This window comes from Cupriavidus ulmosensis, from assembly GCF_977008105.1.
Genome location: NZ_CDRMWP010000002.1, coordinates 2831859 through 2857467 on the forward strand (window position 1 = coordinate 2831859; position 25609 = coordinate 2857467).

A 25609-nucleotide genomic window follows, 5' to 3' on the forward strand; every position below is an offset into this window, starting at 1 on the left:
CAGCGTGATCGAACCCTTTTTCACAGGCCATGCATCGCTCGACACACAGCGCCTTGCGGCGCACGATAAACGCTTTTTCTTATGGAGAGAACCCCTTTGTCTCCGCATTAACATTGATTCACGATCTTCGACAAAAAATCAATCCAATTAAGATTCCTCTGATTTTCTTTCGATGAATTACGTGATATCAATTAAAAACAAGCGCCGTACCCATCGTTTTTCAAGCAGCAATAAAAACCGTTAAAGTCAGAATTAAAAAGGATCAGAATAATGGCTGAGAGTTTCCAGAACGAAGTGCCCAAGGCACGCGTCAATATCAAGCTGGACCTGCATACCGGTGGCGCGCAGAAGAAGGTGGAGCTGCCGCTCAAGCTGCTGGTGATGGGCGACTACAGCAACAGTCAGGACGCGCGAGCGCTTGCCGAACGCGAGAAGGTCTCGATCAACAAGAACAACTTCAACTCGGTCCTCGCCGACTTCAACCCGAAGGCCAGGATCGCGGTCGACAACACCCTCGCCAGCGATGGCTCGGAGCTGCCGGTCGATCTCGATTTCAAGTCGATGGACGACTTCAAGCCGGAAGTGGTGGCCGGCAAGGTGCCCGAACTGCGCGCCCTGATGGCGGCGCGCAATCTGCTGCGCGACCTGAAATCTAACCTGCTCGACAACGCGATGTTTCGCCGCGAACTCGAGAAAATTCTCAAGGACCCGGCCCTGTCCGAGCGCCTGCGTACCGATCTGCAGAATATCGGCCACGCCGCCCCGGCCTCCCCGTCCGTCCAGTAACTGCCTTCCTTGAGGAACCAACCCATGGCCAAGCATGAAATCACCGCCCACGCCCCTGGCGAAACCGACACCGTCGTCCTGGATGCGCCCGGCAAGAGCGTCTATGAATCGCTGTGCGAGAAAATCAACCTGACGCCAGTCAAGGCCACGCGCCCTGTGGAGTCGTTCCAGAGCGCCGATGCGCTCTCAGAATCGTCGCTGGATGAACGCGTCGCCCAGGCGATGAACGTTTTCCTGAAGATGATCCAGGACTCGTCGCAGCAGGTGGATCGCCTCGACAAGAGCCTGCTCGATTTCCATATCGAGCACCTGGATCAGCAGATCAGCCGCCAGTTGGACGCGATCATGCACAACGAGACGTTCCAGCAGATCGAATCGGCTTGGCGTGGCCTCAAGTTCCTGGTCGATCGCACGGACTTCCGCAAGAACGTCAAGATCGAAGTGCTGGATGTTTCGAAGGATGCGCTGCGCCAGGACTTCGAGGATACCCCCGAGGTCATCCAGAGCGGCCTGTACCTGCATACCTACATCCAGGAATACGACACGCCGGGCGGCGAGCCGATCGGCTCGATCATCTCGAACTACGCGTTCGATCGCAGCCCCCAGGACATCGCCCTGTTGCGCAATATCTCCAAGGTCTCGGCCGCGGCGCACATGCCGTTCATCGGCTCCGTCTCGCCAGCGTTCTTCGGCAAGGAGTCGATGGAAGAGGTAGCCAGCATCCGCGACATCGGCAACTACTTCGATCGCGCCGAATACCTGAAGTGGAAAAGCTTCCGCGAGTCCGACGACGCGCGCTATATCGGCCTGACTCTGCCGAATTTCCTGGCTCGCCTGCCCTATGGTCCGGAAACCGTGCCGGTACGTGCCTTCAACTACACGGAGGCTGTCAAAGGCCCGGACCATACCCGCTACCTTTGGGCCAATGCCTCGTTCGCCTTTGCCACGAACATGGTGCAGAGCTTCATCAAGAACGGCTGGTGCGTGCAGATCCGCGGCCCGCAGGCGGGCGGCCTGGTCGAAGACCTGCCGATTCACCTCTACGATCTGGGCACCGGCAACCAGGCCAAGATCCCGACCGAAGTGCTGATCCCGGAAACCCGCGAGTTCGAGTTCGCCAACCTGGGCTTCATCCCGCTGTCGTACTACAAGAACCACGACTTCGCGTGCTTCTTCTCCGCTCACTCGGCCCAGAAGCCGGCGCTCTACGACACCAAGGAGGCGACCGCCAACAGTCGCGTCAATGCGCGCCTGCCGTACATCTTCCTGCTGTCGCGGATCGCCCACTATCTGAAGCTCATTCAGCGCGAGAACATCGGTACCACCAAGGACCGCCGCCTGCTGGAGCTGGAGCTCAATACCTGGGTCAAGACGCTCGTGACCGAGATGACCGATCCGGGCGACGAGTTGCAGGCTTCGCACCCGCTGCGAGAAGCCAAGGTGATGGTCGAGGACATCGAGGACAACCCGGGCTTCTTCCGCGTCAAGCTCTTCATCGTGCCGCACTTCCAGATCGAAGGGATGGACATCAATCTGTCGCTGGTGTCGCAGATGCCCAAGGCGAAGAACTGAGCGACCGCAGCCAGTTTCAACGGCGATCTCGACATATCGCCAAGTAACTTGAGTCCCGCCGCACGCTGGCGCATGGCCACCGTGCGGCATCACCCATGCGGAAAATCTTTCCGCATACCAGCCGAGCACGATGAAGATAACAAGACCGCTGTGGGCGCAAGGGATTTTCATGACCCCGCAGCATTTCCAGCAACAGGCGCTGTGGGACCGCTATGCCGACGAGTACGTCGCACGCCTTGTCTGCCCCGATCCTTGGGGCGTCGTGCGCGTCGGGCTCGACCAACAGGCCCTGTCGATCCATCGGCTGGCGGTGAGCGCCCTGGCCCTGCGGCTGCCGGATGGCACCGTCATCGATACCGATCTCGCGGACCTGACGCCCTCGGCACGCGATCTTGGCGATGTGCCGGCCACCGTCGACGCGGTGGTCGTGCTGGTCGGCCTGGCCCTTGTTGATGCGCAAGGCGGCAATTGTGTCGAAGCCGGCGACCGGCCCGCGCGCCCGCGCCGCTTCATTCGGGAATACCGGGAAGTCGCCGACCTGCACGGGGAAGGCAAGGAAGAGATCAGCGTCGAGCGGCATGCGCTCGCGCTCCTCTTTGACTTCGAGGCAATCGGCGACTACGTCACCTGCCCGATTGCCCGACTGGTACGCACCCCTCAAGGACGCTTCGAACTCGATCCGGCCTTTGTGCCGCCCTGCCTGTTCCTGTCGGCCAGCGACCGGCTCACCGAGCGAATGGGCCGGCTATCGGAAATCCTGAGCGCCAAGAGCGCGAGTCTGGCCGTGCGGCGGCGCGAACGCTCCGACCAGATCGCCGACTACGCGGTTGCCGATGTGGCCCTCTTCTGGCTGCTGCACAGCGTGAACAGCACCTGGCCGGATCTGGCGCGCCTGCATGCGGCCCCGCAGCAGCATCCCGAACGACTTTACGGCACCCTGGCCCGGCTGGCCGGGGCACTACTGACCTTCTCCACCACCGAGACCCTCCAGGCCATTCCGGCTTATGACCATCTCGCCCCCGAACCGGTGTTCGCGGAACTGGAATCGCTGATCCGCACCCTGCTTGACACGGTGATCCCATCGCGCGTGGTGCCGGTGGCACTCGAACGTGCCCGGCCCACGGTCTGGGTAGGCAAGATCCTTGACGAACGGCTGGTCGAAGGGGCCGAGTACTACCTGTCCGTGCAGGCTGGACTGCCGGCCCACACGCTGCTTGAACAACTGCCGCGCCTATGCAAGGCCGGGGCACCGGACGAGGTGGAACAGATCGTCAACTCCGCGCTGCCCGGCATTCCGCTGCGCACGATGTCGCGCCTGCCCGCCGCCATTCCGGTGCGCATCGAGAACCAGTACTTTGCGCTCGACAGCGCCCACCCGGCGTTCAAGCGCATGCTGGACGCACGGGCCTGCCAATTCTACGTGCCGGCTTCGTTGCCGGACGTGTCGCTCGAACTCTTCGCGGTATTGCCGGCATGAGTCCCTCCACCATGCGTACCCCCGCCATGATGCTCCCGCTCGCACTGCGCGACACAGCGCTGACCGTCACGGAACTCGCCGACTCCGCCAGACCGACCGCTGGCTTCGAAACGTTCCGGGCAAAGTGTGTCGAACAAGTAGCCCGCCTGCGCGAGGAATTCGTGGCGAGCGGCCAGCCGGTCGACGTGATAGAAGACGCCGCCTATGCCCAGTGCGCCCTGCTGGACGAGGTAGCGCTAGGTCGGCTGCAGGGCGCCGACCGCGACGCCTGGGAGCGTGAGCCAATGCAGGTAGCGCAGTTCCAGAGCCACAATGCCGGGGAGATGCTGATTGCCCGCATCGAGCGGCGCCTGGCCGATCCGCAGCCGGTGCTGCCGCTGCTCGCCGTGTTCCACGCCGTCCTCGGGCTGGGTTTTCGGGGCCGATATGCCCTGGAGGGCGCCAGCGCCCGCACCGCCCTCATGCGCGCCATCGATGAACGCCTGGATCGCGCCGGCTGGCGAAACGCTTCCGGCCCGGTGCTGGTGACCGTCGGCAAGACACCTCGATGGCGCCAACTGTCGCCGCTTGCCTGGGTGGTCACCGCCTGCGTTGGCGCGGGTCTGGTCTATGTTGCGCTCGATCGGTGGCTGGCTGCGGCGATCACCCGGCTCGCGAGCTGAAAGGGGTGTCGTGACCGGCTACCCCTACCGTACGTTGTTTGCCTGGATCGCGGCACTCGCGCTCGCCTGGCTGGCATTCAGCTCGCCTTGGGCGTCGAGGTGGAATCTGCTGCTCGCCGCCTTCACGATCACCCTGGCGCTGCTCGCGATCATCGTTGTCACCCGGCGGCTGCATGCGCGCCGGCGTGCTGCGGCGCCGGTGCTGCAGGCTGTCAGGGCATCGCTGGATGCGCTGCCCGGCGACATCCGGCGCAATACGCCGCTGGTGCTGACGGTGGGAGATGCCACCGGCGCCCCGGCGCAGGCCTTTGGCGATGCGATGGTTCGGATCACCGACACCGCGATCTGGGTGCGTGTCGACGATCCGACCCGGTTGGCTCATGTGGCAGATGCCCTCAAGCGATGGCGCGAGGAGCAGGGTCCGGATGCCGTCGCCTATCTGATTGGCGCCGACCAGGCCGACAATGCGGGTACGCTGAGCGCAGGGCTCAGGCGCTGGCGCTCGGCCATCGGAGAGGCCAGCCGCGCGGTCGGCTATGCGTTGCCGTGTATGCCGAAGAGGCGGACGGTACGCCGGACGACTGCCCCTGGTTTGGGATGTCTGGCATGGAGATGGTGTCGGGCGAGACCCTGGCGACCAGCGTCGCCACGCACGCCCTGCAGTATGCGCAAGCCGCAGTTCCGCTGGATCGCGAGGCCCGCATGCATCGCGCCACGCGTCTTGACACCCTGGCACGGTGGGCCGCTGGCGCGCTGCTGCCCGCCTTCGTCGAGAATCAGCGCGATGGAATCCGGCATGGGCGCCCGGTGCGCGTCGCAGCATTCGGCGTGACCACCGTCGTCGGAATCCCCGCTGCAAACTCGCTACTGACCCGTTTCACCGAGCAGACGACAGCCCTGAGCCGACTCGCCCGGCACAGCCGGGATGGCCGGCGTGCAGCTTACCCGTTGCCGGAGCCCCTGATCCAGGGCATCGCCCTGCAGCCAGTGCGACGAACCTTGCCGCGTGCCTTGGGACATGCCTTTGCCTGGCTGGCGCTGGCATTCTGTGCCGCCTGCGCGGCCTCGGCCTGGCAGAACCGGGCGCTGGTGGCGCGCGTCATCGACGATATGGCGCGCTATCGCGCCATCAGCCCAGAGCACGACGCCGCCCGGGTCGATGCGCTGCGGGCCATCAAGCGCGACCGCGACGAGCTTGAGCGGTATGCCCGCGCTGGCGTGCCACCGCGCCTGGGCCTGGGTTTCTATCGGGGCGTCCCATTGCTCACCCCGCTCAACACGCTGATCGCCGCGTATCAGCCCCCCGCACCGCCACCCTCGACCATCGAGCTCGACAGCCTGTCCCTCTTCAAGAGCGGCAGCGCCGTCCTGAACCCCGGTTCGAACCGGGTGCTGATTGGCGCGCTCGAGATGATCAAGGCGCATCCGGACAAGCGCGTGCTGGTGGCCGGACATACCGACACCACCGGCAACCCGGACAGCAACCTCAAACTCTCCGAGGCACGTGCCGCGTCGGTACGCGACTGGCTGGCCGATGCCGCTGGCCTGCCACTCACGCACTTTGCGATCCAGGGCTACGGGGACACTCGGCCTAAGGCCACCGACGACACCGAAGCGGGGCGCGCTGCGAACCGCCGTGTCGAGATCACGCTTGTCCCCGATTGTCGCGATGACCGTCACGACAATCGGACACCCTCGGGCCAGTCGGCCTGTTCATTCCAGCAGAAGGAGTAAGAAAAAATGGCAATTCCCGCGTACATGTGGATCAAGGACGATGGCGGTGCCGATGTCAAGGGTTCGGTCACCGTGTCCGGCCGCGAGGGCAGCGTCGAAGTCGTCGCCTTTGACCACGCTGTCAATATCCCGACCGACTCCAACACCGGCAAGCTGACCGGCACGCGCGTGCACAAGCCGATCTTGTTCACCAAGGAAACTGACGCATCGACCCCCTATCTGTACAAAGCGGTCACCAGCGGCCAGACCCTGAAGTCGATCGAGATCAAGTGGTACAAGATCGACGACGCCGGCAAGGAAAAGGAATACTTCAACACCAAGCTGGAAAACGTGAAGGTGGTTGGCGTGACGCCCAAGATGCTGGACATCAAGAACCCGGCCTACGAAAAACACAACCACCTCGAAGACATCGAGTTGCGCTACGAGAAAATCACCTGGTCGTACAAGGACGGCAACATCATCCACGCCGACAGCTGGAACGAGCGCTCGTAACACGCGCGCAGCCGGCGCCAGGCGCCGGCTGGCCGTCTTGCATGGACGACATGTCGTGGTCCGCGCGCCCCATTTTCCCCTTCCTGCGTTCTTTCTCCCACGCCATGACCGCCCGCGATCCTTCCCCGTTCCTGCGTCGCCTGAACGACCACTGCGCCCAAGCCCTCACCGAGGCAGCCAGTCTCTGTGAAACACGCGCCCACCGGGACATCGAGGTCGAGCACTGGCTGATCAAGCTGCTGGAGTTGGGCGACGGCGACCTGCTGGCGATCCTGCGGCGTTATGAACTGGATGTCGACGGCATCTGGAACGCGCTGCTGGCCGCCATCGACCGGCTGCCGCACGACCTGCGCGGCAAGCCAGGCCTCTCGCAGCGCGTCGGCCAGTGGCTGGAAGCTGCCTGGATGCGCGCCTCGCTCGAAGCAGCGGGCCCCAGCGAGGCTCGGCCCATCCGCTCGGCACATCTGCTTGCGGCGCTGGCCGACTCGCCGCACCTGCTGCGTGCGCCTGATGCCTGGCCGCTCCTGTCCGTGTCGGCCGTGCAGATCGAACGGCTGATGCGCGAACTGAACAAGATCTCGATCGAGGCGGCCTCGCCCATTGGCCCTGGAGCGGACGGGCAAGCGCCCGACCCGCTGACGCCGGGACCGGCGGCAGCGCCCACCTCGCCTGCCCCGGGCAGGGCGATGCCCGGCCAGGCCGACACGTTGGCGCTGGACCGCTTCACCACCGATATCACCCGAAAGGCACGCGATGGCAAGATCGACCCGGTGTTTGGCCGCGATGTCGAAATCCGTCAGATGGTCGACATTCTGGCGCGCCGCCGCAAGAACAATCCGATTCTGGTCGGCGAGCCCGGTGTCGGCAAGACCGCGCTCGTCGAAGGGCTCGCGCTAAAAATCGCCGAAGGGGATGTGCCCGCCGTCATCCGCGATGTCAGCGTGCTGACGCTGGACCTGGGTCTGCTGCAGGCCGGTGCCGGGGTCAAGGGCGAGTTCGAGCAGCGCCTCAAGAACGTCATCGAGGCCGTGCAGCAGTCTCCGACCCCGATTCTGCTTTTCATCGACGAGGCCCACACCCTTATCGGTGCCGGCAATACCGCCGGCGGCGCCGACGCGGCCAACCTGCTCAAGCCGGCGCTGGCGCGCGGCGAGCTGCGTACCATTGCGGCCACGACGTGGTCCGAATACAAGCAGTACTTCGAGCGCGACGCCGCGCTGGAGCGCCGCTTCCAGATGATCAAGGTCGACGAGCCCGACGATGAGAACGCGTGCCTGATGCTGCGGGGCCTGAAGGAGCGATATGCGCACCACCACGGCGTGCATATCACCGATGCGGCCGTGGGCGCCGCTGTCCGGCTGTCGCGCCGCTACCTGACCGGGCGCCAGTTGCCGGACAAGGCCGTCGACTTGCTCGACACTGCCGCCGCCCGCGTGCGCATGAGCCTGGAGGCCACTCCGATCGCCATTTCCGCCTGCGAAGCGAAGCGCGGGGCGCTCGAGGTCGAACGCTCGGCCCTGCTGGAGGACCAGGCTGCCACCGGCGCCGAGGCCGGCGAACGGCTGGCAGCCATCGACGCGCGGCTCGCCGCGCTCGCCAGCGAGTTGAACGCGTTCGCGCACGTCTTCGCCGAACAGAAGCGTGCCGCCGAAACCTTGATCGCGTTGCGCGCGCAGTGGCAGGCGGCCACCGACGAGTCGGCCCGCCTGGATCTGGCGCCATCGATCCAGGCTGCCCACCAGGCATTGGCCAGGCACGGCCACGCCGCCTTGCTCCACGCAGAAGTCGACGAGACTGCCATTGCCCAGGTGATTGCCGACTGGACCGGGGTGCCGGTCGATAGCCTGCTGTCGAGCGAAATCGCCACCTTGCTGGCGCTGGAAACGCGTCTGGGCCAGGTCGTCGTCGGCCAGGACGAAGCGCTGGCCGCGCTGGGCAAGAGCCTGCGCACCGCCAAGGCCGGTCTAAAATCGGAGGACGCGCCGCTGGGCGTGTTCCTGCTGGTCGGGCCATCCGGCGTCGGCAAGACCGAAACCGCTCGGGCGCTGGCTGACCAGATGTTCGGCGGCGAACGTTCGCTCATCACCATCAACATGTCGGAATACCAGGAAGCGCACACGGTCTCGCAGCTAAAGGGATCGCCGCCAGGCTATGTCGGCTATGGCGAAGGCGGTGTGCTGACCGAAGCGGTCCGCCAGCGCCCCTACAGCATTGTCCTGCTGGATGAAGTCGAGAAGGCCCACCGCGACGTGCTGAATCTGTTCTATCAGGTATTCGACCGCGGCTTCATGCGGGACGGAGAAGGCCGGGTGATCGACTTCCGCAACACCGTGATCCTGATGACCTCGAATCTCGGCAGCGAGCAGATTCTGGCAGCAACCGACGCTGCGGCACAGGCCGGTGCCGAACTCCCGACCGGCACCCTGATGGAAGCGATTCGTCCGCTGCTGATCGATCGCTTCCAGCCGGCGCTGCTGGCACGCTTCCAGACCATCGTGTACCGCCCGCTGTCGGCCGAGGCCATGACCGCGATTGTGCGGATGAAGCTTGCCAGGGTAGCTCAGCGGATCGCAAATCGCTTCGGCATGCCGCTGAGCTGCGGCGACGCGCTGGTCGCCGAACTGGTGCGGGCCTGCCTGCTGCCCGATTCCGGAGCGCGCAATATCGACAGCCTGCTTGACCAGCAGATTCTGCCGGTGCTATCGCGCGAGCTACTGGTGCGCATGGCCGACCGGCAGATGCCGAAGTCAATCCAGCTATCGTTCTCCGAGGCGGACGGCATCGGGCTGAGCTTTGAGGAAACCTGCGTGGGCGCGCAGGCGGGCGCGTGATGCGTGGCGGGCCAGGGTTCTTCGAGGCCGTGACGGGGCATTTTGCGAACGGAGCCCCGATCGGCGAATTCGACGCGGCCACACAGACCTTCCTCTCGGTGCAGGACAACATCCAGCGCATCCTCAACAGCCGCCGCGGCGGCCTGGCCCATCTGCCGGACTATGGTCTTGGCGATCTGTCCCGCATCTACCGGCACCTGCCCGCCTCCGCGCATACGCTCAAGCGCGAAATCGAAACCACGCTGCTGCGTTACGAGCCGAGGCTGAAGGCGATCGACCTCACCATCGAAGAGACCGAGCCCGGCATGCTGCTTAGCTTCACCATGAGCTGCCACCTGCATCAGGCCGGGCTGGTCCGCTTCGGCACGCACTTCACCCCCGATGGACAAACGCGGCTCAAACTGCTGAAGGCCGACCGCGACCGCGGATGACCCTACAACGTTGGATGGAGATGGAGGCTTGACCATGAAGCAGTTGGCCGTAAAAGGCAGTCGCACCACCACCGATGGCACCAAGATGGGCGCTTTCGGCCATTCGATCATGAACATTGGGATCTCAAGAACTCATGGAATGGTCGAGTACAGCGCATGGCACCGATTTTCGCGTTGGCGATTACATCTTCTCCGGCGGTGGATTCACGAACCTGGCGTGGTCGCCTGACGGTTCGATCCGCATCGAGGGCAATGGCAAATACGAAGGAACTGGTGAGACGCTCCATTGCCTGATCTTGCGCGGCGAAGCGGTACAACCATGCAGCCAGGTGCGACCAACTCCTCCGGCAAACCTGCACAATCCGCCGACATCGCCACCGGAAGCCACAGCGCCCTTGCAAGGCCGCGCAGCACCCTCCTGAACGTCCCGATCTATCCGCCGCCGAAGCGCGCTGCCCGGCGTGAGCGCCAAGCAGCCAGCGCTCGGGGTAGTGCCGCTCGATCAACTGGTTGAAGCGCTGGAACAGGCGCGGATCCTCGCACCGCATCAGGCCAGCCAGCACAATCTCGCACCCCCGGCGCTTGCCGCGGAATTTGGCCGGACGAGAACCTCAAGGCTTGATGTGCTTGAGCTCGTCGAGCAGCCCGAGCAGCAATCGCAGCTTGTCCTCGCCGAACTGCGCGAGGATGCGCCGGTAGTTTCTCTCCATGTCCTCGCTCATATCGACAAAGCACTGCTGCCCCGCCTCGCTCAGGCACACCAGCACGCGGCGCTGGTCGTGCCCGGACTTCCAGCGGCGCACCAGGCCGTCGCGCTCCATGCGCGCCAGCACGCCGGTCATGCTCGGCTTGAGGATGCAGGCCTGCTGCGCCAGTTGGTAGATTTCCATCTCGCCCTGCTGGCGAAGGATGCGCACGATGCGCCACTGCTGTTCGGTGAGGTCATGCTGATTGAGCGAAGGCCGGAAAAAAGCCATGGCGGCCTCACGCGCCTGCAACAGCGTGAGGGTCAGGGACGGGCGCGGACTGGACATGCGGGGATGCTCGGCTGGAATTGGATAAGATTTTAACCATTCTGGTCCCTGCCGACCAACCCGATCCCGCTATCGCACGCATATCACCGCGGTACCACCTCATCCATCTGGCTCCTGGCAATGATCCTGGGCGAGATGTCGCCACTGAAGGGAGCGCGACGAATCCTCTTGAGCAATGACTTGACTGTAGTTAATATCTTAACTATAAAGATAACATGTTAATGAAATCAGGGCGCCCGACGGCGATCCCGATGGAACCAGGAGAACGAAGCCATGCGCCGCGCTGTCAGCGAAGCCGCAACGGGCACACTGTTCGGCGTCGCGCTGAACTACCAGGGCCTGTTGCGCGGCCGGCTGGAGGAATTCCAGCGGCCGCCCTACCAGAAGCCGCCGGTCAAGCCGGTGCTGTTCATCAAGACACCCAATACGCGCAACGGCGACGGCCAGGCGGTGGTCTTCCCCGCCGGCACCGAACGCCTGCAGCCTGGCCCGGCGCTGGGCGTGGTGCTTGCCCGCGACGCCAGCCGCGTCGGTGAGGAACAGGCCATGGACTACGTGGCCGGCTACGTGATCGTCAACGAGTTCAGCCTGCCGGAAGACAGTTATTACCGCCCGGCGGTCAAGGCCAAATGCCGCGACGGCTTCTGCGCGCTGGGCACCGAGGTGATTGGCCGCGACGAGATCGCCGACCCGCACGCGCTGCCGATCCGTCTGCTGGTCAACGGCGAGCTGCGCCAGGAAAATAGCAGCGCCAACCTCGTGCGCGGAATTCCCCGCTTGATCGCCGAGATCAGCGAATTCATGACCCTGCATGCCGGCGACGTGCTGATCACCGGCACCCCCGAAGGCCGCGTCGACGTGCAGCCGGGCGACGAAGTGGTGGTGGAGATCGAGGGCCTCGGCCGCCTGCGCAATCGCATCGTGGCGGAGGCAGTCTGAGATGAAACACGCACGCATCCGCTACCAGGGAGAAATGCACGCCGTCACGGTGGAGGCCGGCAACGCCGTGCGCCTGGCCGATGGCCGCCTGCTCGGCGAACGCCAGGTGGAATGGCTGCCGCCGGCCAGCGGCAGCATGTTCGCCCTCGGCCTGAACTATGCCGATCACGCCGCCGAGCTGGCCTTCAAGGCACCCACCGAGCCGCTGGCGTTCATCAAGTCGCGCGGCGCCTACACCGGCCACAACCAGGTCACCTGGCGCCCGGACAACGTGGCCTGCATGCACTATGAGTGCGAACTGGTGGCGGTGATCGGCAGGACGGCGCGCAACGTCGGGCGCGACGACGCCCTCGCCTACCTGGCCGGCTACACGGTGTGCAACGACTACGCGATCCGCGACTACCTGGAGAACTACTACCGACCCAACCTGCGCGTGAAGAACCGCGACGCCACCACCCCGGTCGGCCCCTGGATCGTCACGCCCGACAAGGTGCCCGACCCGTCGAGGCTGACGCTGCGCACCTGGATCGACGGCGAGCTGAAGCAGGAAGGCACCACCGCGGACATGATCTTCGACATCCCCTTCCTGGTCGAATATTTCTCCAGCTTCATGACCCTGCAGCCGGGCGACATGATCGCCACCGGCACGCCGGAAGGCCTGGCCGACGTGGTCCCGGGCAACGAAGTGGTGGTGGAAGTGGAAGGCGTCGGCCGCCTGGCCAACCGAATCGTCAGCGAGGCCGAGTTCTTCGCGAACCGCGCCCGCCCGTAGCAAGCGGAGGCAGAACCATGATCAGGCACTGGATCAACGGCCGCGAGGTCGAAAGCAGGACCGTCTTCGAAACCGTCAACCCGGCCACCACCGAGGTCATCGCCGAGGTCGCCAGCGGCGGCGCCGAGGAAATCGCCCTGGCCGTCGCCGCGGCCAGGGAAGCCTTCCCGAAATGGGCCGGCACCCCGGCGCGCGAACGCGCGAAGCTGATGCGCAAGCTGGGCGAGCTGATCGACCGCAACGTGCCCAGGCTGGCCGAGCTGGAAACCCTCGACACCGGCCTGCCGATCCACCAGACCCGGAACGTGCTGATCCCCCGCGCCTCGCACAACTTCGAGTTCTTCGCCGAGGTCTGCACGCGCATGGACGGCCACAGCTACCCGGTGGACGACCAGATGCTCAACTACACCCTGTACCAGCCGGTGGGCGTGTGCGGACTGGTGTCGCCGTGGAACGTACCGTTCATGACCGCCACCTGGAAGACCGCGCCGTGCCTCGCGCTGGGCAACACCGCGGTGCTGAAGATGAGCGAACTCTCGCCCTTGACCGCCAACGAGCTGGGCCGCCTGGCCCTCGAAGCTGGCATTCCGCCGGGCGTGCTCAACGTGGTGCAGGGCTATGGCGCCGCCGCCGGCGAGGCCCTGGTCCGCCACCCGGACGTGCGCGCCATCTCCTTCACCGGCGGCACCGCCACCGGCAGGAAGATCATGCAGGCCGCCGGGCTGAAGAAGTATTCGATGGAGCTGGGCGGCAAGTCGCCGGTGCTGGTCTTCGACGACGCCGACCTCGACCGCGCGCTCGACGCCGCGCTGTTCACCATCTTCTCGCTGAACGGCGAGCGCTGCACCGCGGGCAGCCGCATCTTCATCCAGGAGACGGTCTATGAACGCTTCGTCGAGGCGTTCGCCGCCCGCGCCCGGCGCCTGATCGTCGGCGACCCGCAGGACCCGAAGACCCAGGTCGGCTCGATGATCACCCAGGCCCACCACGACAAGGTCACCGGCTACATCCGCATCGGCATCGAGGAAGGCGCGCGCCTGCTCGCCGGCGGCCTGGAGCGCCCGGCCAACCTGCCGGCGCACTTGTCTCGCGGGCAGTTCATCCAACCGACGGTATTCGCCGATGTGGACAACCGCATGCGCATCGCCCGCGAAGAGATCTTCGGCCCGGTGGTCTGCCTGATGAAGTTCAAGGACGAGGCCGAGGCGCTGCGCCTGGCCAACGACACCGAGTACGGCCTGGCCTCCTACATCTGGACCCAGGACATCGGCAAAGCCCATCGCCTGGCGCGCGGCATCGAGGCCGGCATGGTCTTCATCAACAGCCAGAACGTGCGCGACCTGCGCCAGCCGTTCGGCGGGGTGAAGGGCTCGGGCACCGGCCGCGAAGGCGGGGAATACAGCTTCGAGGTCTTCGCCGAGGTCAAGAACGTGTGCATTTCCATGGGCAGCCATCACATTCCCCGCTGGGGCGTGTGAGGCGTGGCCAGACGACAGAGCGGCCGTCCGAGGCCGCCGCAACCGCCGGCGTGACATCGACAAGGACAAGAAACGGGCACGGCGCCCCTCACCAGGAGACTCGACATGGGCAAACTCGCTCTAGCTGCCAAGACCACTCACGTTCCTTCGCTGTACCTCTCGGAACTCCCCGGCCCTCGCCACGGCAGCCGCCAGGCGGCCATCGACGGCCACAAGGAGATCGGCCGCCGCTGCCGCGAGCTGGGGGTGGACACCATCGTGGTGTTCGACACCCACTGGCTCGTCAATGCCGGCTACCACGTCAATTGCGCGCCGCGCTTCGAAGGGCTGTACACCAGCAACGAACTGCCGCACTTCATCGCCAACATGGAGTACGGCTTCCCGGGCAACCCCGAACTCGGTCGCATCCTCGCCGATGGTTGCAGGGCCATGGACGTGGACGTGCTGGCCCACGACGCCACCACGCTCGCGCCCGAGTACGGCACGCTCGTGCCGATGCGCTACATGAACCAGGACCAGCACTTCAAGGTGATCTCGGTCTCGGCGATGTGCACGGTGCACTATCTCAACGACAGCGCGCGCCTGGGCTGGGCCATGCGCAAGGCGGTCGAGGAACACTACGACGGCACCGTGGCCTTCCTGGCCAGCGGCTCGCTGTCCCACCGTTTCGCCCAGAACGGCCAGGCGCCGTCGTTCGCCGACCGCATCTGGACCCCGTTCCTCGAGACCCTCGACCATCAGGTGCTGGCGATGTGGCAGCGGGGCGAGTGGCGGGCCTTCTGCGACATGCTGCCCGAGTACGCCACCAAGGGCCACGGCGAAGGCTTCATGCACGACACCGCCATGCTGCTGGGCGCGCTCGGCTGGTCCGCCTATGACGGCAAGGCGGAGGTGGTGACGCCCTACTTCGGTTCCTCCGGCACCGGGCAGACCAACGCCGTGCTCCCGGTCACCCCGCAGGACGGCGCGGCGATACCCGCCGCGCAGGCCTGGGCCGGCGCCGGCAACCCTTGCGCCAGCCGCCTCTGAGGAAGCCGCCATGCCACACTTCATCGCCGAATACACCCACAACATCGAAGCCGAGGCCGACCTGCCCGGCCTGTTCGAGCAGGTCCATGCCTGTCTCGGCGCGAGCGGGATCTTCACGCTCGGCGGCATCCGCAGCCGCGCCGTGCGCATCGACACCTGGCGCATGGCCGACGGCCGGCACGACTACGCCTTCGTCCACATGAGCCTGAAGGTGGGCGCCGGGCGCGACCTGGCAACCCGCCGGCAGGTCGCCGACGCGCTGTTCGCGGTAATCAAGGCCCACTTCGCCGAACTGCAGGCGCGGCGCCCGCTGGCGTTGTCTTTCGAGATGAGCGAGCTGGATGCGGAGCTCAACTACAAGCAGAACAACGTCCACGCCTTCCTCAAGGGCCAGGCGGGCTGACGCCGGCCGCCGCGGTCAACCCCCGCTGAGAGACAACGCCATGCTCGACTCCACCCTGATCCAGGAAGCCGCCACCCGCCTCGACGCCGCCGAACGCTCGCGCCGGCAGGTGCGGCAGTTTTCCCTCGACTACCCGGCCCTGGCCATCGAGGACGCCTACGCCATCCAGCGCGCCTGGGTGGCGCAGAAGATCGCCGGCGGCCGCGTGCTCAAGGGCCACAAGATCGGCCTGACCTCGCGCGCCATGCAGGTCTCGTCGAACATCGCGGAGCCGGACTACGGCGCGCTGCTCGACGACATGTTCTTCGACGAAGGCGGCGACATTCCGTGCGCGCGCTTCATCGTGCCGCGCGTCGAAGTGGAGCTGGCGTTCATCCTCGGCAAGCCGCTGCGCGGGCCCGGCGTCAGCCTGTTCGACGTGCTCGACGCCACCGAATGGGTGATCCCGGCGCTGGAGATCATCGACGCGCGCATCGAGCAGGTGGACCCGGAGACCAAAGCCACGCGCAAGGTCGTCGACACCATCTCCGACAACGCCGCCAACGCCGGGGTGGTCATGGGCGGGCGCGCCGTGCGGCCGGACGAGATCGACCTGCGCCGCGTGCCGGCGATCCTCTACCGCAACGGCGTGATCGAGGAATCCGGGGTTTCCGCGGCGGTGCTCAACCACCCGGCCAGGGGCGTGGCCTGGCTGGCCAACAAGCTGGCACCCTACGACGTCACGCTGGAGGCCGGCCAGGTGATCCTGGGCGGCTCCTTCACCCGCCCGGTGGCGGCGGCGCCCGGCGACACCTTCCATGTCGACTACGACCGGCTCGGCAGCATTTCCTGCCGCTTCGCCTGAACCCCGGAGATCCATGAACGTCCCGCCGAACCTGTTCAGGCAAGGCCTGCAGACCGGCCATGCACAGACCGGCCCGTGCTGCGCGGCACTGGCGGCCAGCGCGCCGTGAAGAGAAGGAACCGCCGGAGAAGGGACCGCCGACGCCTACCGGTATCCCACCACCACCTGCCCCGACTGCCCTTGCAGGACCGGCGTCAGCGCGCCCCTGCCCGGTACCTGGAACGCAAAGACGAAACCGTTGGCGGCATCGTCGCCGCCGAACGCATCGGTCAGCCCTTCGGCGCCGGACAGCAGCACGCAGCGCTGCGCGTTGCACAGGTAGGCCTGCAGGTCGTGCGGCGGCGTGCGGTTGAAGGCGTAGCGCCAGCGCACCGTGGTGATCGCGCCTTCGGCCTGCGGCAGGTAGCCGGTGGGCGTGATGGGCGCGGAGACGGTGCGCAGGCCCTTGCCGTACAGCGCGGGGCCGCTCACGGAAGCGGACCATGAGTGCAGCGTCTGCCCGGCCGGGCCGGCCCAGCCGTGGCCGCCGCAGGCGGCCAGCGCCGCCACGGCGAGACAGCGGGACCAGCGCAGCGGCAGGGTCATAGCAGGCCGCGCAGTTGGGAGCGCAGGCGCGTGATGGCCTGGCTGCGGATCTGGCACACGCGCGATTCGGTGACGTCGAGCACGGCGCCGATCTCGCGCAGGTTTAGCTCCTGGTCGTAGCACAGCGACAGCACCAGCTTCTCGCGCTCGGGCAGGCGCTCGATGGCGCGGATCAGCGCTTCGCGCATGCCGCTTTCCATCAGCACGGTGAGCGGGTTGCCGTCGTCGCTGACGCTCAGGTGGCGGTCCAGGAAATCTTCCTCGCCGGAGCGTTCGAAGTCTTCGTAGTGCAGCAACTGGCAGCCGTAGACCTCGTTGAGCAGGGTCTGGTATTCCTCCAGCGGCAGCTCCAGCTCCTGCGCCACCTCGGAGTCCAGCGGCGTGCGGCCGAGCGTCTGCTCGAGGCCGCGCACGGTACGCTCGATGCGCCGCGTGAACTGGCGCAGGCTGCGCGACTGCCAGTCGTTGGCGCGCACCTCGTCGAGCATGGCGCCGCGGATGCGCTGGCTGGCGTAGGTCTCGAAGCGCGCGCCGTGGGTGTCTTCGTAGCGCTTGGCGGCATCGAGCAGGCCGATCATGCCGGCCTGGATCAGGTCGTCGAGCTGGACGCTGGCGGGCAGCTTGGCGGCGAGTTGCAAGGCGATGCGACGCACCAGCGACGCATGCGCGGTCACCGTATCCGTCTGTTCGAGCTTTCCCTGAATCGTGTACATGGTGGAATTCTCGTGAGTCCTAGCTTGCTTGCAGGCCCGGCGTTCAGGCCAGGGCCGTGGCCGGCGGCGCCAGGGGCGTGGCCGGAGGGGTTGAACGGTTTTCCACCGCCGCGGGCAACGGCCAGGCGGCGACGCCGGTGGCCAGGCGGCGCAGGGCGGCCGTGGCCGGCGCGGCCGCGAAGGCTTCGACCACGCAGCGGCCCAGCGCCGCGCTGCGCGCGACCAGCGGGTCGAGCGGCAGGCTGCCCGCCGCGCGCGCGTCCACGCCGAGGTACTGGCTGGCGGTGCGCGCCAGGTTGCCGAGCACCGCGGTGGCGGCCGCGTCGCTGGGCGCGGCGTTGACCACCAGGTGGAAGCGGCGGCAGGCGTAGAGATGGTTGAGCTGCTTGATGCAGGCGTAGGCGGCCTTGATCGAGGCCGGCTCCGCGCGCAGCACCACGATCAGGTTGTGGGCCGCGGCGGCCATCGGCGACAGCGCGCCATCGGCGTCGCCGCGCGCATCGCTGAGCACGGTGCGGTAGCCGTTGAGCAGTTGCAGGTCGCCGCCGGCCTGGGCGCTGGCGGGCAGCACGCCGATGGCGCCGGCGGGACGCTGGCCGAGCGCGGCCTCGAGCGTGGCGGCGCCGCCCAGCACGGCGTCCAGCGTGTCGGCGGGCGCCGCCCCGGACAGCCGCGTGGCGCGCGCGCCGGCGCGGTCTTCGTCGATCAGCAGCACGCGCTCGCCCTGCATGGCGAGCGCGTTGGCCAGGCCGAGCGCGACCGTGGTGGCGCCGGCGCCGGCGTCGCTCGCCACCACCGCGATGCGGCGCGTGACGCGCGGCGCCAGCATGCGCCGCAGGCTTTCGGCCTGGTCGAGGGCGAGAGAATTCACGTCCTACTCCCCCTGCACCTGCGCCAGTGCCTTGAACATGCGGCTGCTGTCGGTAAAGGCGTCCGCCTCCGTGGCGGAAGCGACGGTGGAAATGGCGGTGGAAGCGGCGGTGGAGACAGTGGCAGAAACAGCGGCTGAAACAGCGGGCGCCGCATCGCGGACGGCGGCGCGGCCGTTGCGCGCGGGGTAGTTCTCCAGCACGTCCAGCAGCGCCAGCAGGCGGCCCATGCCTTCGACCAGCACCGCGGCGTTCGGGGTCTGGCGCGCCGGCGCGCGCGCCGACAGGCGCGCGAGGAAGGCGGCGGCCTCGGTGTCGCCGGCCTGCTCCAGGCGCAGCGAGGCGATGGCCATCTGCAGGGCCAGCAGGCGCGCGCAGGCCTGGCCCTCGGCCTGGGCGGCATCGCCGGCGCCGTCCTGGCGCTCGCCCTGGCTCAGGTGGTCGAGCGCATGGCCGAGCGTGCGCAGCTGCGCTTCGCCGTCTTCGGCCCAGCGCGCCCAGCGCGCCAGCTGCGCGCCCTCGCCGAGCAGCGCGGGATCGCACAGCAGGTACTGCACGGCCAGGGTCTGGCCGTTGTCGAGATCGACCACGCGCGAGACCAGCAGGCCGGCTTCGATGCCGCCCTCGGCGCCGCGCGCGCCGCGCGCCTGGCTTTCCAGCACGCGCACCGGCGCCTGCGCGACCCACTGCGCGGCGGCGCGGCCGCGGTATTCCATTTCCTCGACGGCGTGGAAGGTCAGCGTGTCGGCCAGCGCGTCGACCTTCAGCGCGGCGCCGCCGCTGACCACGCGCGTGGTCCTGCGGGTGGCGGTGAGCCAGCGCTCGCCCGCGGTCTGCCAGCGCGCCAGCATGGCCGGCGCCGGCATGGCGTCGAGCACGTTGACGACGGTGCGCGTGGCGGCGATGGTGGCGGCCAGGTTGACCGCGTCGGTCTCCCAGCCGCCTTGCGTGGCCTGCAGCACCGGCGCGGTGCGCCCGCCGGGCGCCACGGCGGCGGCCAGCGGCAGGCCGTCGCGGTCGGCCAGCCACAGCGTGTGCAGCCACGGGCGCGCGGCGCGGCGGCCGGCCGCGGGCGCGGCCACCACGGCGCTCAGCGCGAGCACGAAGCGGTCGCACTGGCGCACCAGATCGCGGCAGACGGACTCGCGCACGTGCTGCGCCATCAGCCGCGCCGAGGGCGCGCTGTCCGCGCGCTGCTGCCAGAGCGTGCGCACCAGGTCGAAACCGTAGTTGCCGCCGTCGAGCTGGTCGACGCAGTCGCTGACGGCGTTGGCGCTGTCGGTCAGCGAGCGCAGCATGCCGTCGGCGCCGGTGGCGCCTTCGCCGCGCGCGGGCAAGGCGCGGCGCGCGGCTTCGGCCTCGGCGAACACGGAGCCGCGGCGCGGGGTCTGGAAGGCGCGCTCGACCAGGGCGGTGCCGCTGGCCAGCTCCAGGTGCTCGGGCACGCGCTGGCCGGTGGAGGCGTAGTAGACCGGCAGGCGGTGGCGGATCACCACGTCGAGCACCGAGCCCAGGTGCGTGGCTTCGTCGAGCTTGCTGACGATGCAGCCGTCGATGCCGCCGTCGGGCGAGGTGTCGTGGCGGTAGGCGTGCACCACTTCGTTGAGCGTGTCGCCGTGGCTGGCGCCGTTGAGCAGCAGGATGCGCTGCACCGGGGCCTGCACGCCGCCCAGCATGGCGATCTGCTCGGACAGGCTGCGGTCGCGCTGGCTCATGCCGACGGTGTCGATGATGACCAGGTGCTTCTCGCTGAGCGCGGCCAGCGCGAAGCGCAGGTCGGAGGCGTCCTTGACCGCGTGCACCGGCACGCCGAGGATGTCGCCGTAGATGCGCAGCTGCTCGTGCGCGCCGATACGGAAGGTGTCGGTGGTCAGCAGCGCGAGCCGTTCCGGGCCGTGCTTGAGCACGAAGCGCGCGGCCAGCTTGGCGGTGGTGGTGGTCTTGCCCACGCCGGTGGGGCCGACCAGCGCCAGCACGCCGCCCTGTGCGAACAGCGCGTCCTCGTCGCCGAGCACCGGCACCTTGCGCGCCAGCTCCTGGCGGATCCAGGTCATGGCGGCGGGCCGGTCGTGGCCGAGCGGCAGGTGGCCCAGCAGCGTGCGCGCGAGCTGGCCGGAGAAACCGGCCGTGACCAGCCAGTTGAACAGCGAGTCGCGCAGCGGGTCGCCGCCGGTGGCGGGCAGGCTGTGCGTGCCGACGGCCGCGGCCTGGCCGGCGAACTGGCGCTCCATCATGGCGCGCATGTTCTGCAGTTCGCCGCGCAGGTCGCCCAGCGCGCCGTCGACCGCCACCGTGGCCGGCGGCGGCGTGAAGACCGGGGCGTTGCTGGAAATCGCGCCGAGATCGGTGTCGCGCATGGCGACGATCTCCACGCCGCCCTCGACGGTGCGGTTGGACAGCACCACGGCGTCCGGGCCCATCGCCTCGCGCACCTGGCGCAGGGCCTCGCGGCCATTGGCCGCAACGAATTTAGCTACGCTCATCTTGCGTCATCCCTCACGCTGCGCCGCCGATCATGGCGGTGATCCTGATGTTTCGGTTGTCCGGCACCTCGGCATGCGAGAGCACCTTGAGCTGCGGCATGGTCCGGCGCAGGAAGCGTGCCAGCAGCGGGCGCAGCGGATGCGGCACCAGCAGCACGGGGTCCAGCCCCAGGTGTTCCTGGCGCGATACCGCGGCCTGGGTCTGCTGCAGCAGCGCGTCGGCCAGGCCCGGCTCGATGCCGCCGCCGTTGGTCAGCGCCTGCGACAGCACGCGCTCCAGCCCCGCGTCGAGGCCGATCACCTGCAGGTCCGCGCCGTTGGGGAACCACTGCTGGGTGATGGCGCGGCCCAGCGCCACGCGCACCAGCGCGGTGAGCTCGTTCGGGTCGCTGATCTTGGGCGCGTGCTCGGCCACCACGTCCAGCACGGTGCGCATGTCGCGGATCGGCACGCTTTCGTCGAGCAGGTTCTGCAGGATCTTCTGCAGCGCCGTGAGCGTGATGACCTTGGGCACCAGGTCCTCGGTGAGCTTGGGCGACTCCTTGGCGATGCGGTCCAGCAGCGCCTGCACTTCCTGGCGTCCGAGCAGCTCGGCCGCGTGCAGGTGGATCAGGTGGTTGAGGTGGGTCGCCACCACCGTGCTGGCGTCCACCACGGTGTAGCCGTAGGTCTGCGCCTGCTCCTTGAGCGCGGCGTCGATCCACACCGCCGGCAGGCCGAAGGCCGGGTCCTGCGTGGGCGCGCCGGGCAGCGCGCCGGACACCTGGCCGGGGTTGATGGCCATCCACTGCCCCGGCGAGGCCTCGCCGCGGCCGATCTCCACGCCCTTGAGCGAGATGCGGTAGGCGTTGGGCTTGAGCTCGAGGTTGTCGCGGATGTGCACCACCGGCACCAGGAAGCCGATCTCCTGCGCCACCTTCTTGCGGATGCTCTTGATGCGGCCCAGCAGCTCGCCGTTCTGCGCGCGGTCCACCAGCGGGATCAGGCGGTAGCCCACTTCCATGCCGAGCGGGTCGACCAGCGAGACGTCGTCCCAGCTCGCCTCGGTCGATTCCGGCGCGGTGGCGGGCACGCGCTCCTCGCGCTTCTTGTCCTGCGCCGCCGCCACGTCGCGGCGCGACACGTAGCGGCCGAACCACACCAGCGCGCCGGCGAACAGCAGGAAGGCGAAATGCGGCATGCCGGGGATCAGGCCCATCATGCCGATGATGCCGCCGGTCAGGTACATCACGCGCGGGTTGGAGAAAAGCTGGCCGGTGAGCTGCTGGCCCACGTCCTGCTCGTTGGCCACGCGCGAGACGATCACGCCCGCGGCGGTGGAGATCACCAGCGCGGGGATCTGCGCCACCAGGCCGTCGCCGATGGTCAGCAGCGTGTAGTTGCGCACCGCGGTGGAGAAGTCCAGGTCGTGCTGGAGCATGCCCACCACCATGCCGGCGCCGATGTTGATGAACATGATCAGCAGGCCGGCGATGGCGTCGCCGCGCACGAACTTGCTGGCGCCGTCCATCGCGCCGTAGAAGTCCGATTCCTGCGCCACTTCGGCGCGGCGCTTCTTGGCGCCTTCTTCGTTGATGAGGCCGGCGTTGAGGTCGGCGTCGATCGCCATCTGCTTGCCCGGCATGGCGTCGAGCATGAAGCGCGCGCCGACTTCGGCGATGCGGCCCGCGCCCTTGGTGATGACCATGAAGTTGATCACCACCAGGATGGCGAACACCACGATGCCCACCGCGAAGTTGCCGCCCACCAGGAAGTGGCCGAAGGCCTCGATCACCTTGCCAGCGGCGTCCGGACCGGTGTGGCCCTCGAGCAGCACCACGCGCGTGGAGGCCACGTTGAGCGACAGGCGCAGCAGCGTGGAGAACAGCAGCACCGACGGGAAGGCGGCGAAGTCCAGCGCCTTCTGCGTGTACATGCCCACCAGCAGCACCATGATCGACAGCGCGATGTTGAACGTAAACAGCAGGTCCAGCACGAAGGGCGGCAGGGGCAGGATCATCATGCCCAGGATCATGATGATCAGCAGCGGCCCTGCCAGGGCCTTCATCTGGCCGCCGCCGGCGCGCGCGCCGGGCAGGTTGAACAGCGAGGTCAGTGCGTTCATGCGTGGCTTTCCGGTACGGCGAGTTCGTCAGGCACCAGCAGGTCCGCGGGCGCCTGCGGGTGCGGGCCGTTGGTGTGGTGCCAGTGCTTCAGTTGATAGACCCAGGCCAGCACTTCGGCCACGGCGGTGTAGAGGCCGGACGGGATCTCGTGGCCCAGCTCGACGTGGCGGTGCAGCGCGCGCGCCAGCGGCGGCGCCGACAGCAGCGGCACGTTGTGCTCGGCGGCGATCTCGCGGATGCGCGCGGCCACTTCCTCGCTGCCCTTGGCGACCACGCGCGGCGCGCCCATGCGGCCTTCCTCGTAGCGCAGCGCCACGGCGAAGTGGGTCGGGTTGGTCACGACCACGTCGGCCTTGGGCACCTCGGACATCATGCGGCGGCGCGCCATCGCGCGCTGCTGCTGGCGGATGCGGTTCTTGATGTGGGGGTCGCCCTCGCTGTCCTTGTGCTCCTGCTTGACCTCTTCCTTGGTCATGCGCAGCTTCTTGAAGAAGGTCCAGTACTGCCAGGGCACGTCGAGCGCCGCCACCAGCACCAGCGAGGCGGCGATCAGGCCGCAGCAGTGGAGCACGAACTCCAGCATGTGCAGCAGCGCCTCGTGCAGCGGCGCGTTCATCAGCGCTACCGCCTCGCCCAGGCGGTGCCACAGCACCCAGGCCGCCACGCTGCCCACCAGCAGGGCCTTGGCGATGGCCTTGGCCAGTTCCACCAGCGATTGCGAGGAAAACAGGCGGCCCACGCCCTTGAGCGGGGACAGGCGGGAGAAGTCGGGCGCGAGGGACTGGGTGGAGAACAGCCAGCCGCCCAGCAGCATGGGGCCGGCCAGCGCCGCCGCGCCGAACAGCAGCAGCAGCGGCAGGAAGGCCAGCAGGCCTTCCCAGACGTTCATGGCGAAGCGCGACATCATGCGCGAGGTGTCGAACGCCGTGGCCGGCTCGAAGGCCAGGCTGGCTTGCATCACGGCGTTGAGCTTGCTGCCGAGCGTGCCGCCCAGCGCCCACAGGCCGGCCACGCCGCTCATCAGCATCATCAGGGTGGCCAGTTCGCGCGAGCGCACGACCTGCCCTTCCTCGCGCGCCTTTTCCAGGCGCCGGGGTGAGGCGGGTTCGGTTTTCTCGAGATCGCTTTCTTCGGACATGGCCGCTCCGTTACGAAGCGGCATGCTGGCCCTTCGTCAGCAACGATTATCGGAGCGCGAAGCGGCGGGCATTAGCGGGAATAGGGCGGGGATTCTGGCGCTGTTTGCGCGATGGCGCCTCCCCCCGGGGGAGGCGCCGCGGCGCACGCGGGCGCCGCGCGCGGCACCGCGTGCGCCGGTGCGGGGCTCAGAAACCCAGGCTGGCGAGCAGGTCGTCCACCTGCGACTGGTCGGAAACCACGTCGTGCTTGCCTTCGGGGTTGATCTGCGGGCCGTTCATCAACGTGGCGGGGGTGTCCACCCGGCGGTCGGCCGGCACGTTGTCGATCAGCACCTGCAGCAGCTCCTGCTCCAGCGAGCGGATCATGTCCATCATCTTCTTGATGACCTGGCCGGTCAGGTCCTGGAAGTCCTGGGCCATCATGATCTCCAGCAGGTGGCTGCCGGTGGCGCGCGCCTGCTGGGGCACGTCGGTCAGGAAGGCGCGCGTGTCGAGCACCAGCTCGCGCGCGTCGGCCAGCTCGACCGGCTTGTCGAACCAGGCTTCCCAGCGCTTGTCCAGCGCCTCGGCCTGCTTTTCCATGCCGGACTGGAGCGGCTGCGCCAGTTCCACGGCATTGAGCGTGCGCTCGGCGGCCTGCTCGGTCATCGAGGCGATGTAGCTGAGACGGTCGCGGGCGTCGGGGATGGCCTGCGCGGCACGCTCGATTTCCTTGTCGAGCCCCAATTCGCGCATATTGTCGCGCAGCATCCGTGTCAGGGCGCCAATGCGCTGGAAAAGCTGCTCGGCAGATTCGTTGCTGAGAGTCGGAGTCGTCGACATATCGCTCACCTTATGCCCCTTCCTTGGCCAGCTTTTCGAAGATCTTGGTGATCTTCTCGTCGAGCGTGGCGGCCGTGAAGGGCTTGACCACGTAGCCGTTGGCGCCGGCCTGCGCGGCGGCGATGATGTTTTCCTTCTTGGCCTCGGCCGTCACCATCAGCACCGGCAGCTTGGCCAGCGTGGCTTCGGCGCGGATCGCCTGCAGCATGCTCAGGCCGTCCATGTTCGGCATGTTCCAGTCGGACACGACGAACTGGAAGCTGCCGTCCTTGACCTTCTCCAGGCCGGCGGCGCCGTCCTCGGCTTCCTCGACGTTGGAAAAGCCCAGCTCCTTGAGCAGGTTGCGGATGATGCGGCGCATGGTGGGGAAGTCATCGACCACCAGGATCTTCATGTTCTTGTCCACTTT

At 67.4% G+C, this 25609-nt stretch carries 23 protein-coding genes and 1 pseudogene; 15 read left to right on the plus strand and 9 right to left on the minus strand.

The genetic code is table 11. The features are described from left to right. Positions 1-270 precede the first annotated feature (270 nt). The 9 genes and pseudogenes from tssB to ACWTPI_RS32270 all read left to right on the plus strand — a co-directional run bounded on the left by tssB (position 271) and on the right by ACWTPI_RS32270 (position 10407). Positions 271-786 (plus strand): type VI secretion system contractile sheath small subunit, encoded by a 516-nt coding sequence (tssB, locus tag ACWTPI_RS32230; protein WP_020205598.1) that lies wholly within the window; start codon positions 271-273, stop codon positions 784-786. A 24-nt stretch (positions 787-810) separates the two neighbouring features. After that, positions 811-2358 carry a type VI secretion system contractile sheath large subunit gene (gene tssC, locus ACWTPI_RS32235; protein WP_454733804.1) on the plus strand — a complete coding sequence of 516 codons (1548 nt, stop codon included), beginning with the start codon at positions 811-813 and terminating at the stop codon, positions 2356-2358. A gap of 130 nt (positions 2359-2488) precedes the next feature. Next, positions 2489-3835: a type VI secretion system baseplate subunit TssK gene (gene tssK / locus ACWTPI_RS32240; protein WP_081651529.1), complete on the plus strand. Its 1347-nt coding sequence runs from the start codon at positions 2489-2491 to the stop codon at positions 3833-3835. An 11-nt stretch (positions 3836-3846) separates the two neighbouring features. Then, on the plus strand, positions 3847-4497 hold the full coding sequence (locus tag ACWTPI_RS32245; protein WP_454733805.1) for a DotU family type IV/VI secretion system protein: 651 nt from the start codon (positions 3847-3849) through the stop codon (positions 4495-4497). 10 nt (positions 4498-4507) lie between these two features. After that, positions 4508-6231: pseudogene (locus tag ACWTPI_RS32250) on the plus strand (OmpA family protein). Positions 6232-6237: 6 nt separating this feature from the next. Beyond that, positions 6238-6723 carry an Hcp family type VI secretion system effector gene (locus ACWTPI_RS32255; RefSeq protein ID WP_029044159.1) on the plus strand — a complete coding sequence of 162 codons (486 nt, stop codon included), beginning with the start codon at positions 6238-6240 and terminating at the stop codon, positions 6721-6723. Positions 6724-6827: 104 nt separating this feature from the next. Next, positions 6828-9554 carry a type VI secretion system ATPase TssH gene (gene tssH / locus ACWTPI_RS32260; RefSeq protein WP_454734055.1) on the plus strand — a complete coding sequence of 909 codons (2727 nt, stop codon included), beginning with the start codon at positions 6828-6830 and terminating at the stop codon, positions 9552-9554. Then, positions 9554-9985: a type VI secretion system baseplate subunit TssE gene (gene tssE / locus ACWTPI_RS32265; protein ID WP_020205590.1), complete on the plus strand. Its 432-nt coding sequence runs from the start codon at positions 9554-9556 to the stop codon at positions 9983-9985. The genes tssH and tssE overlap by 1 nt, the downstream gene beginning before the upstream one ends. A gap of 134 nt (positions 9986-10119) precedes the next feature. Then, positions 10120-10407: a hypothetical protein gene (locus ACWTPI_RS32270; protein ID WP_454733806.1), complete on the plus strand. Its 288-nt coding sequence runs from the start codon at positions 10120-10122 to the stop codon at positions 10405-10407. Positions 10408-10596: 189 nt separating this feature from the next. Here ACWTPI_RS32270 and hpaR read toward each other — a convergent pair whose 3' ends face one another. Continuing rightward, the gene (gene hpaR / locus ACWTPI_RS32275) at positions 10597-11019 is read right to left on the minus strand and encodes a homoprotocatechuate degradation operon regulator HpaR (RefSeq protein ID WP_020423938.1); all 423 of its coding nucleotides are present in this window, start codon (positions 11017-11019) and stop codon (positions 10597-10599) included. A 273-nt stretch (positions 11020-11292) separates the two neighbouring features. On the opposite strand from hpaR, the gene ACWTPI_RS32280 reads away from it, so the two are divergent. The 6 genes from ACWTPI_RS32280 (at position 11293) to hpaH (ending at position 16484) form a co-directional block, all read left to right on the plus strand. Next, positions 11293-11958 (plus strand): fumarylacetoacetate hydrolase family protein, encoded by a 666-nt coding sequence (locus ACWTPI_RS32280; protein WP_059415726.1) that lies wholly within the window; start codon positions 11293-11295, stop codon positions 11956-11958. 1 nt (position 11959) lies between these two features. Next, positions 11960-12730, plus strand: coding sequence for a fumarylacetoacetate hydrolase family protein (locus ACWTPI_RS32285; RefSeq protein ID WP_454733807.1), 771 nt, complete (start codon positions 11960-11962; stop codon positions 12728-12730). 17 nt (positions 12731-12747) lie between these two features. Next, positions 12748-14208 carry a 5-carboxymethyl-2-hydroxymuconate semialdehyde dehydrogenase gene (gene hpaE / locus ACWTPI_RS32290; RefSeq protein ID WP_454733808.1) on the plus strand — a complete coding sequence of 487 codons (1461 nt, stop codon included), beginning with the start codon at positions 12748-12750 and terminating at the stop codon, positions 14206-14208. Positions 14209-14313: 105 nt separating this feature from the next. Continuing rightward, entirely contained in the window at positions 14314-15237 is a 924-nt protein-coding gene (gene hpaD / locus ACWTPI_RS32295; protein ID WP_454733809.1) for a 3,4-dihydroxyphenylacetate 2,3-dioxygenase, read from the plus strand. A gap of 10 nt (positions 15238-15247) precedes the next feature. Next, on the plus strand, positions 15248-15640 hold the full coding sequence (locus ACWTPI_RS32300; RefSeq protein ID WP_454733810.1) for a 5-carboxymethyl-2-hydroxymuconate isomerase: 393 nt from the start codon (positions 15248-15250) through the stop codon (positions 15638-15640). 40 nt (positions 15641-15680) lie between these two features. Further along, the gene (gene hpaH / locus ACWTPI_RS32305; protein ID WP_020205583.1) at positions 15681-16484 is read left to right on the plus strand and encodes a 2-oxo-hept-4-ene-1,7-dioate hydratase; all 804 of its coding nucleotides are present in this window, start codon (positions 15681-15683) and stop codon (positions 16482-16484) included. 144 nt (positions 16485-16628) lie between these two features. On the opposite strand, the gene ACWTPI_RS32310 is transcribed toward hpaH, so the two are convergent. From ACWTPI_RS32310 to cheY, 8 genes are all read right to left on the minus strand, one after another. Next, positions 16629-17069 (minus strand): flagellar protein FlhE, encoded by a 441-nt coding sequence (locus ACWTPI_RS32310; protein ID WP_020205582.1) that lies wholly within the window; start codon positions 17067-17069, stop codon positions 16629-16631. After that, positions 17066-17782 (minus strand): RNA polymerase sigma factor FliA, encoded by a 717-nt coding sequence (locus tag ACWTPI_RS32315; protein ID WP_020205581.1) that lies wholly within the window; start codon positions 17780-17782, stop codon positions 17066-17068. The genes ACWTPI_RS32310 and ACWTPI_RS32315 overlap by 4 nt, the downstream gene beginning before the upstream one ends. Before the next feature lie 43 nt (positions 17783-17825). After that, positions 17826-18653 (minus strand): MinD/ParA family ATP-binding protein, encoded by an 828-nt coding sequence (locus tag ACWTPI_RS32320; RefSeq protein ID WP_454733811.1) that lies wholly within the window; start codon positions 18651-18653, stop codon positions 17826-17828. A 3-nt stretch (positions 18654-18656) separates the two neighbouring features. Beyond that, positions 18657-21134: a flagellar biosynthesis protein FlhF gene (gene flhF / locus ACWTPI_RS32325; protein WP_454733812.1), complete on the minus strand. Its 2478-nt coding sequence runs from the start codon at positions 21132-21134 to the stop codon at positions 18657-18659. A 13-nt stretch (positions 21135-21147) separates the two neighbouring features. Then, entirely contained in the window at positions 21148-23238 is a 2091-nt protein-coding gene (gene flhA / locus ACWTPI_RS32330) for a flagellar biosynthesis protein FlhA (protein ID WP_020205578.1), read from the minus strand. Then, the gene (gene flhB / locus ACWTPI_RS32335; RefSeq protein ID WP_020205577.1) at positions 23235-24377 is read right to left on the minus strand and encodes a flagellar biosynthesis protein FlhB; all 1143 of its coding nucleotides are present in this window, start codon (positions 24375-24377) and stop codon (positions 23235-23237) included. Before flhB ends, flhA begins: the two co-directional genes overlap by 4 nt. 187 nt (positions 24378-24564) lie before the next feature. Then, positions 24565-25200, minus strand: a complete 636-nt coding sequence (cheZ, locus tag ACWTPI_RS32340) for a protein phosphatase CheZ (protein ID WP_029044156.1) — start codon at positions 25198-25200, stop codon at positions 24565-24567. 10 nt (positions 25201-25210) lie between these two features. Then, on the minus strand, positions 25211-25606 hold the full coding sequence (gene cheY / locus ACWTPI_RS32345; protein WP_020205575.1) for a chemotaxis response regulator CheY: 396 nt from the start codon (positions 25604-25606) through the stop codon (positions 25211-25213). Between the last annotated feature and the right edge of the window lie 3 nt (positions 25607-25609).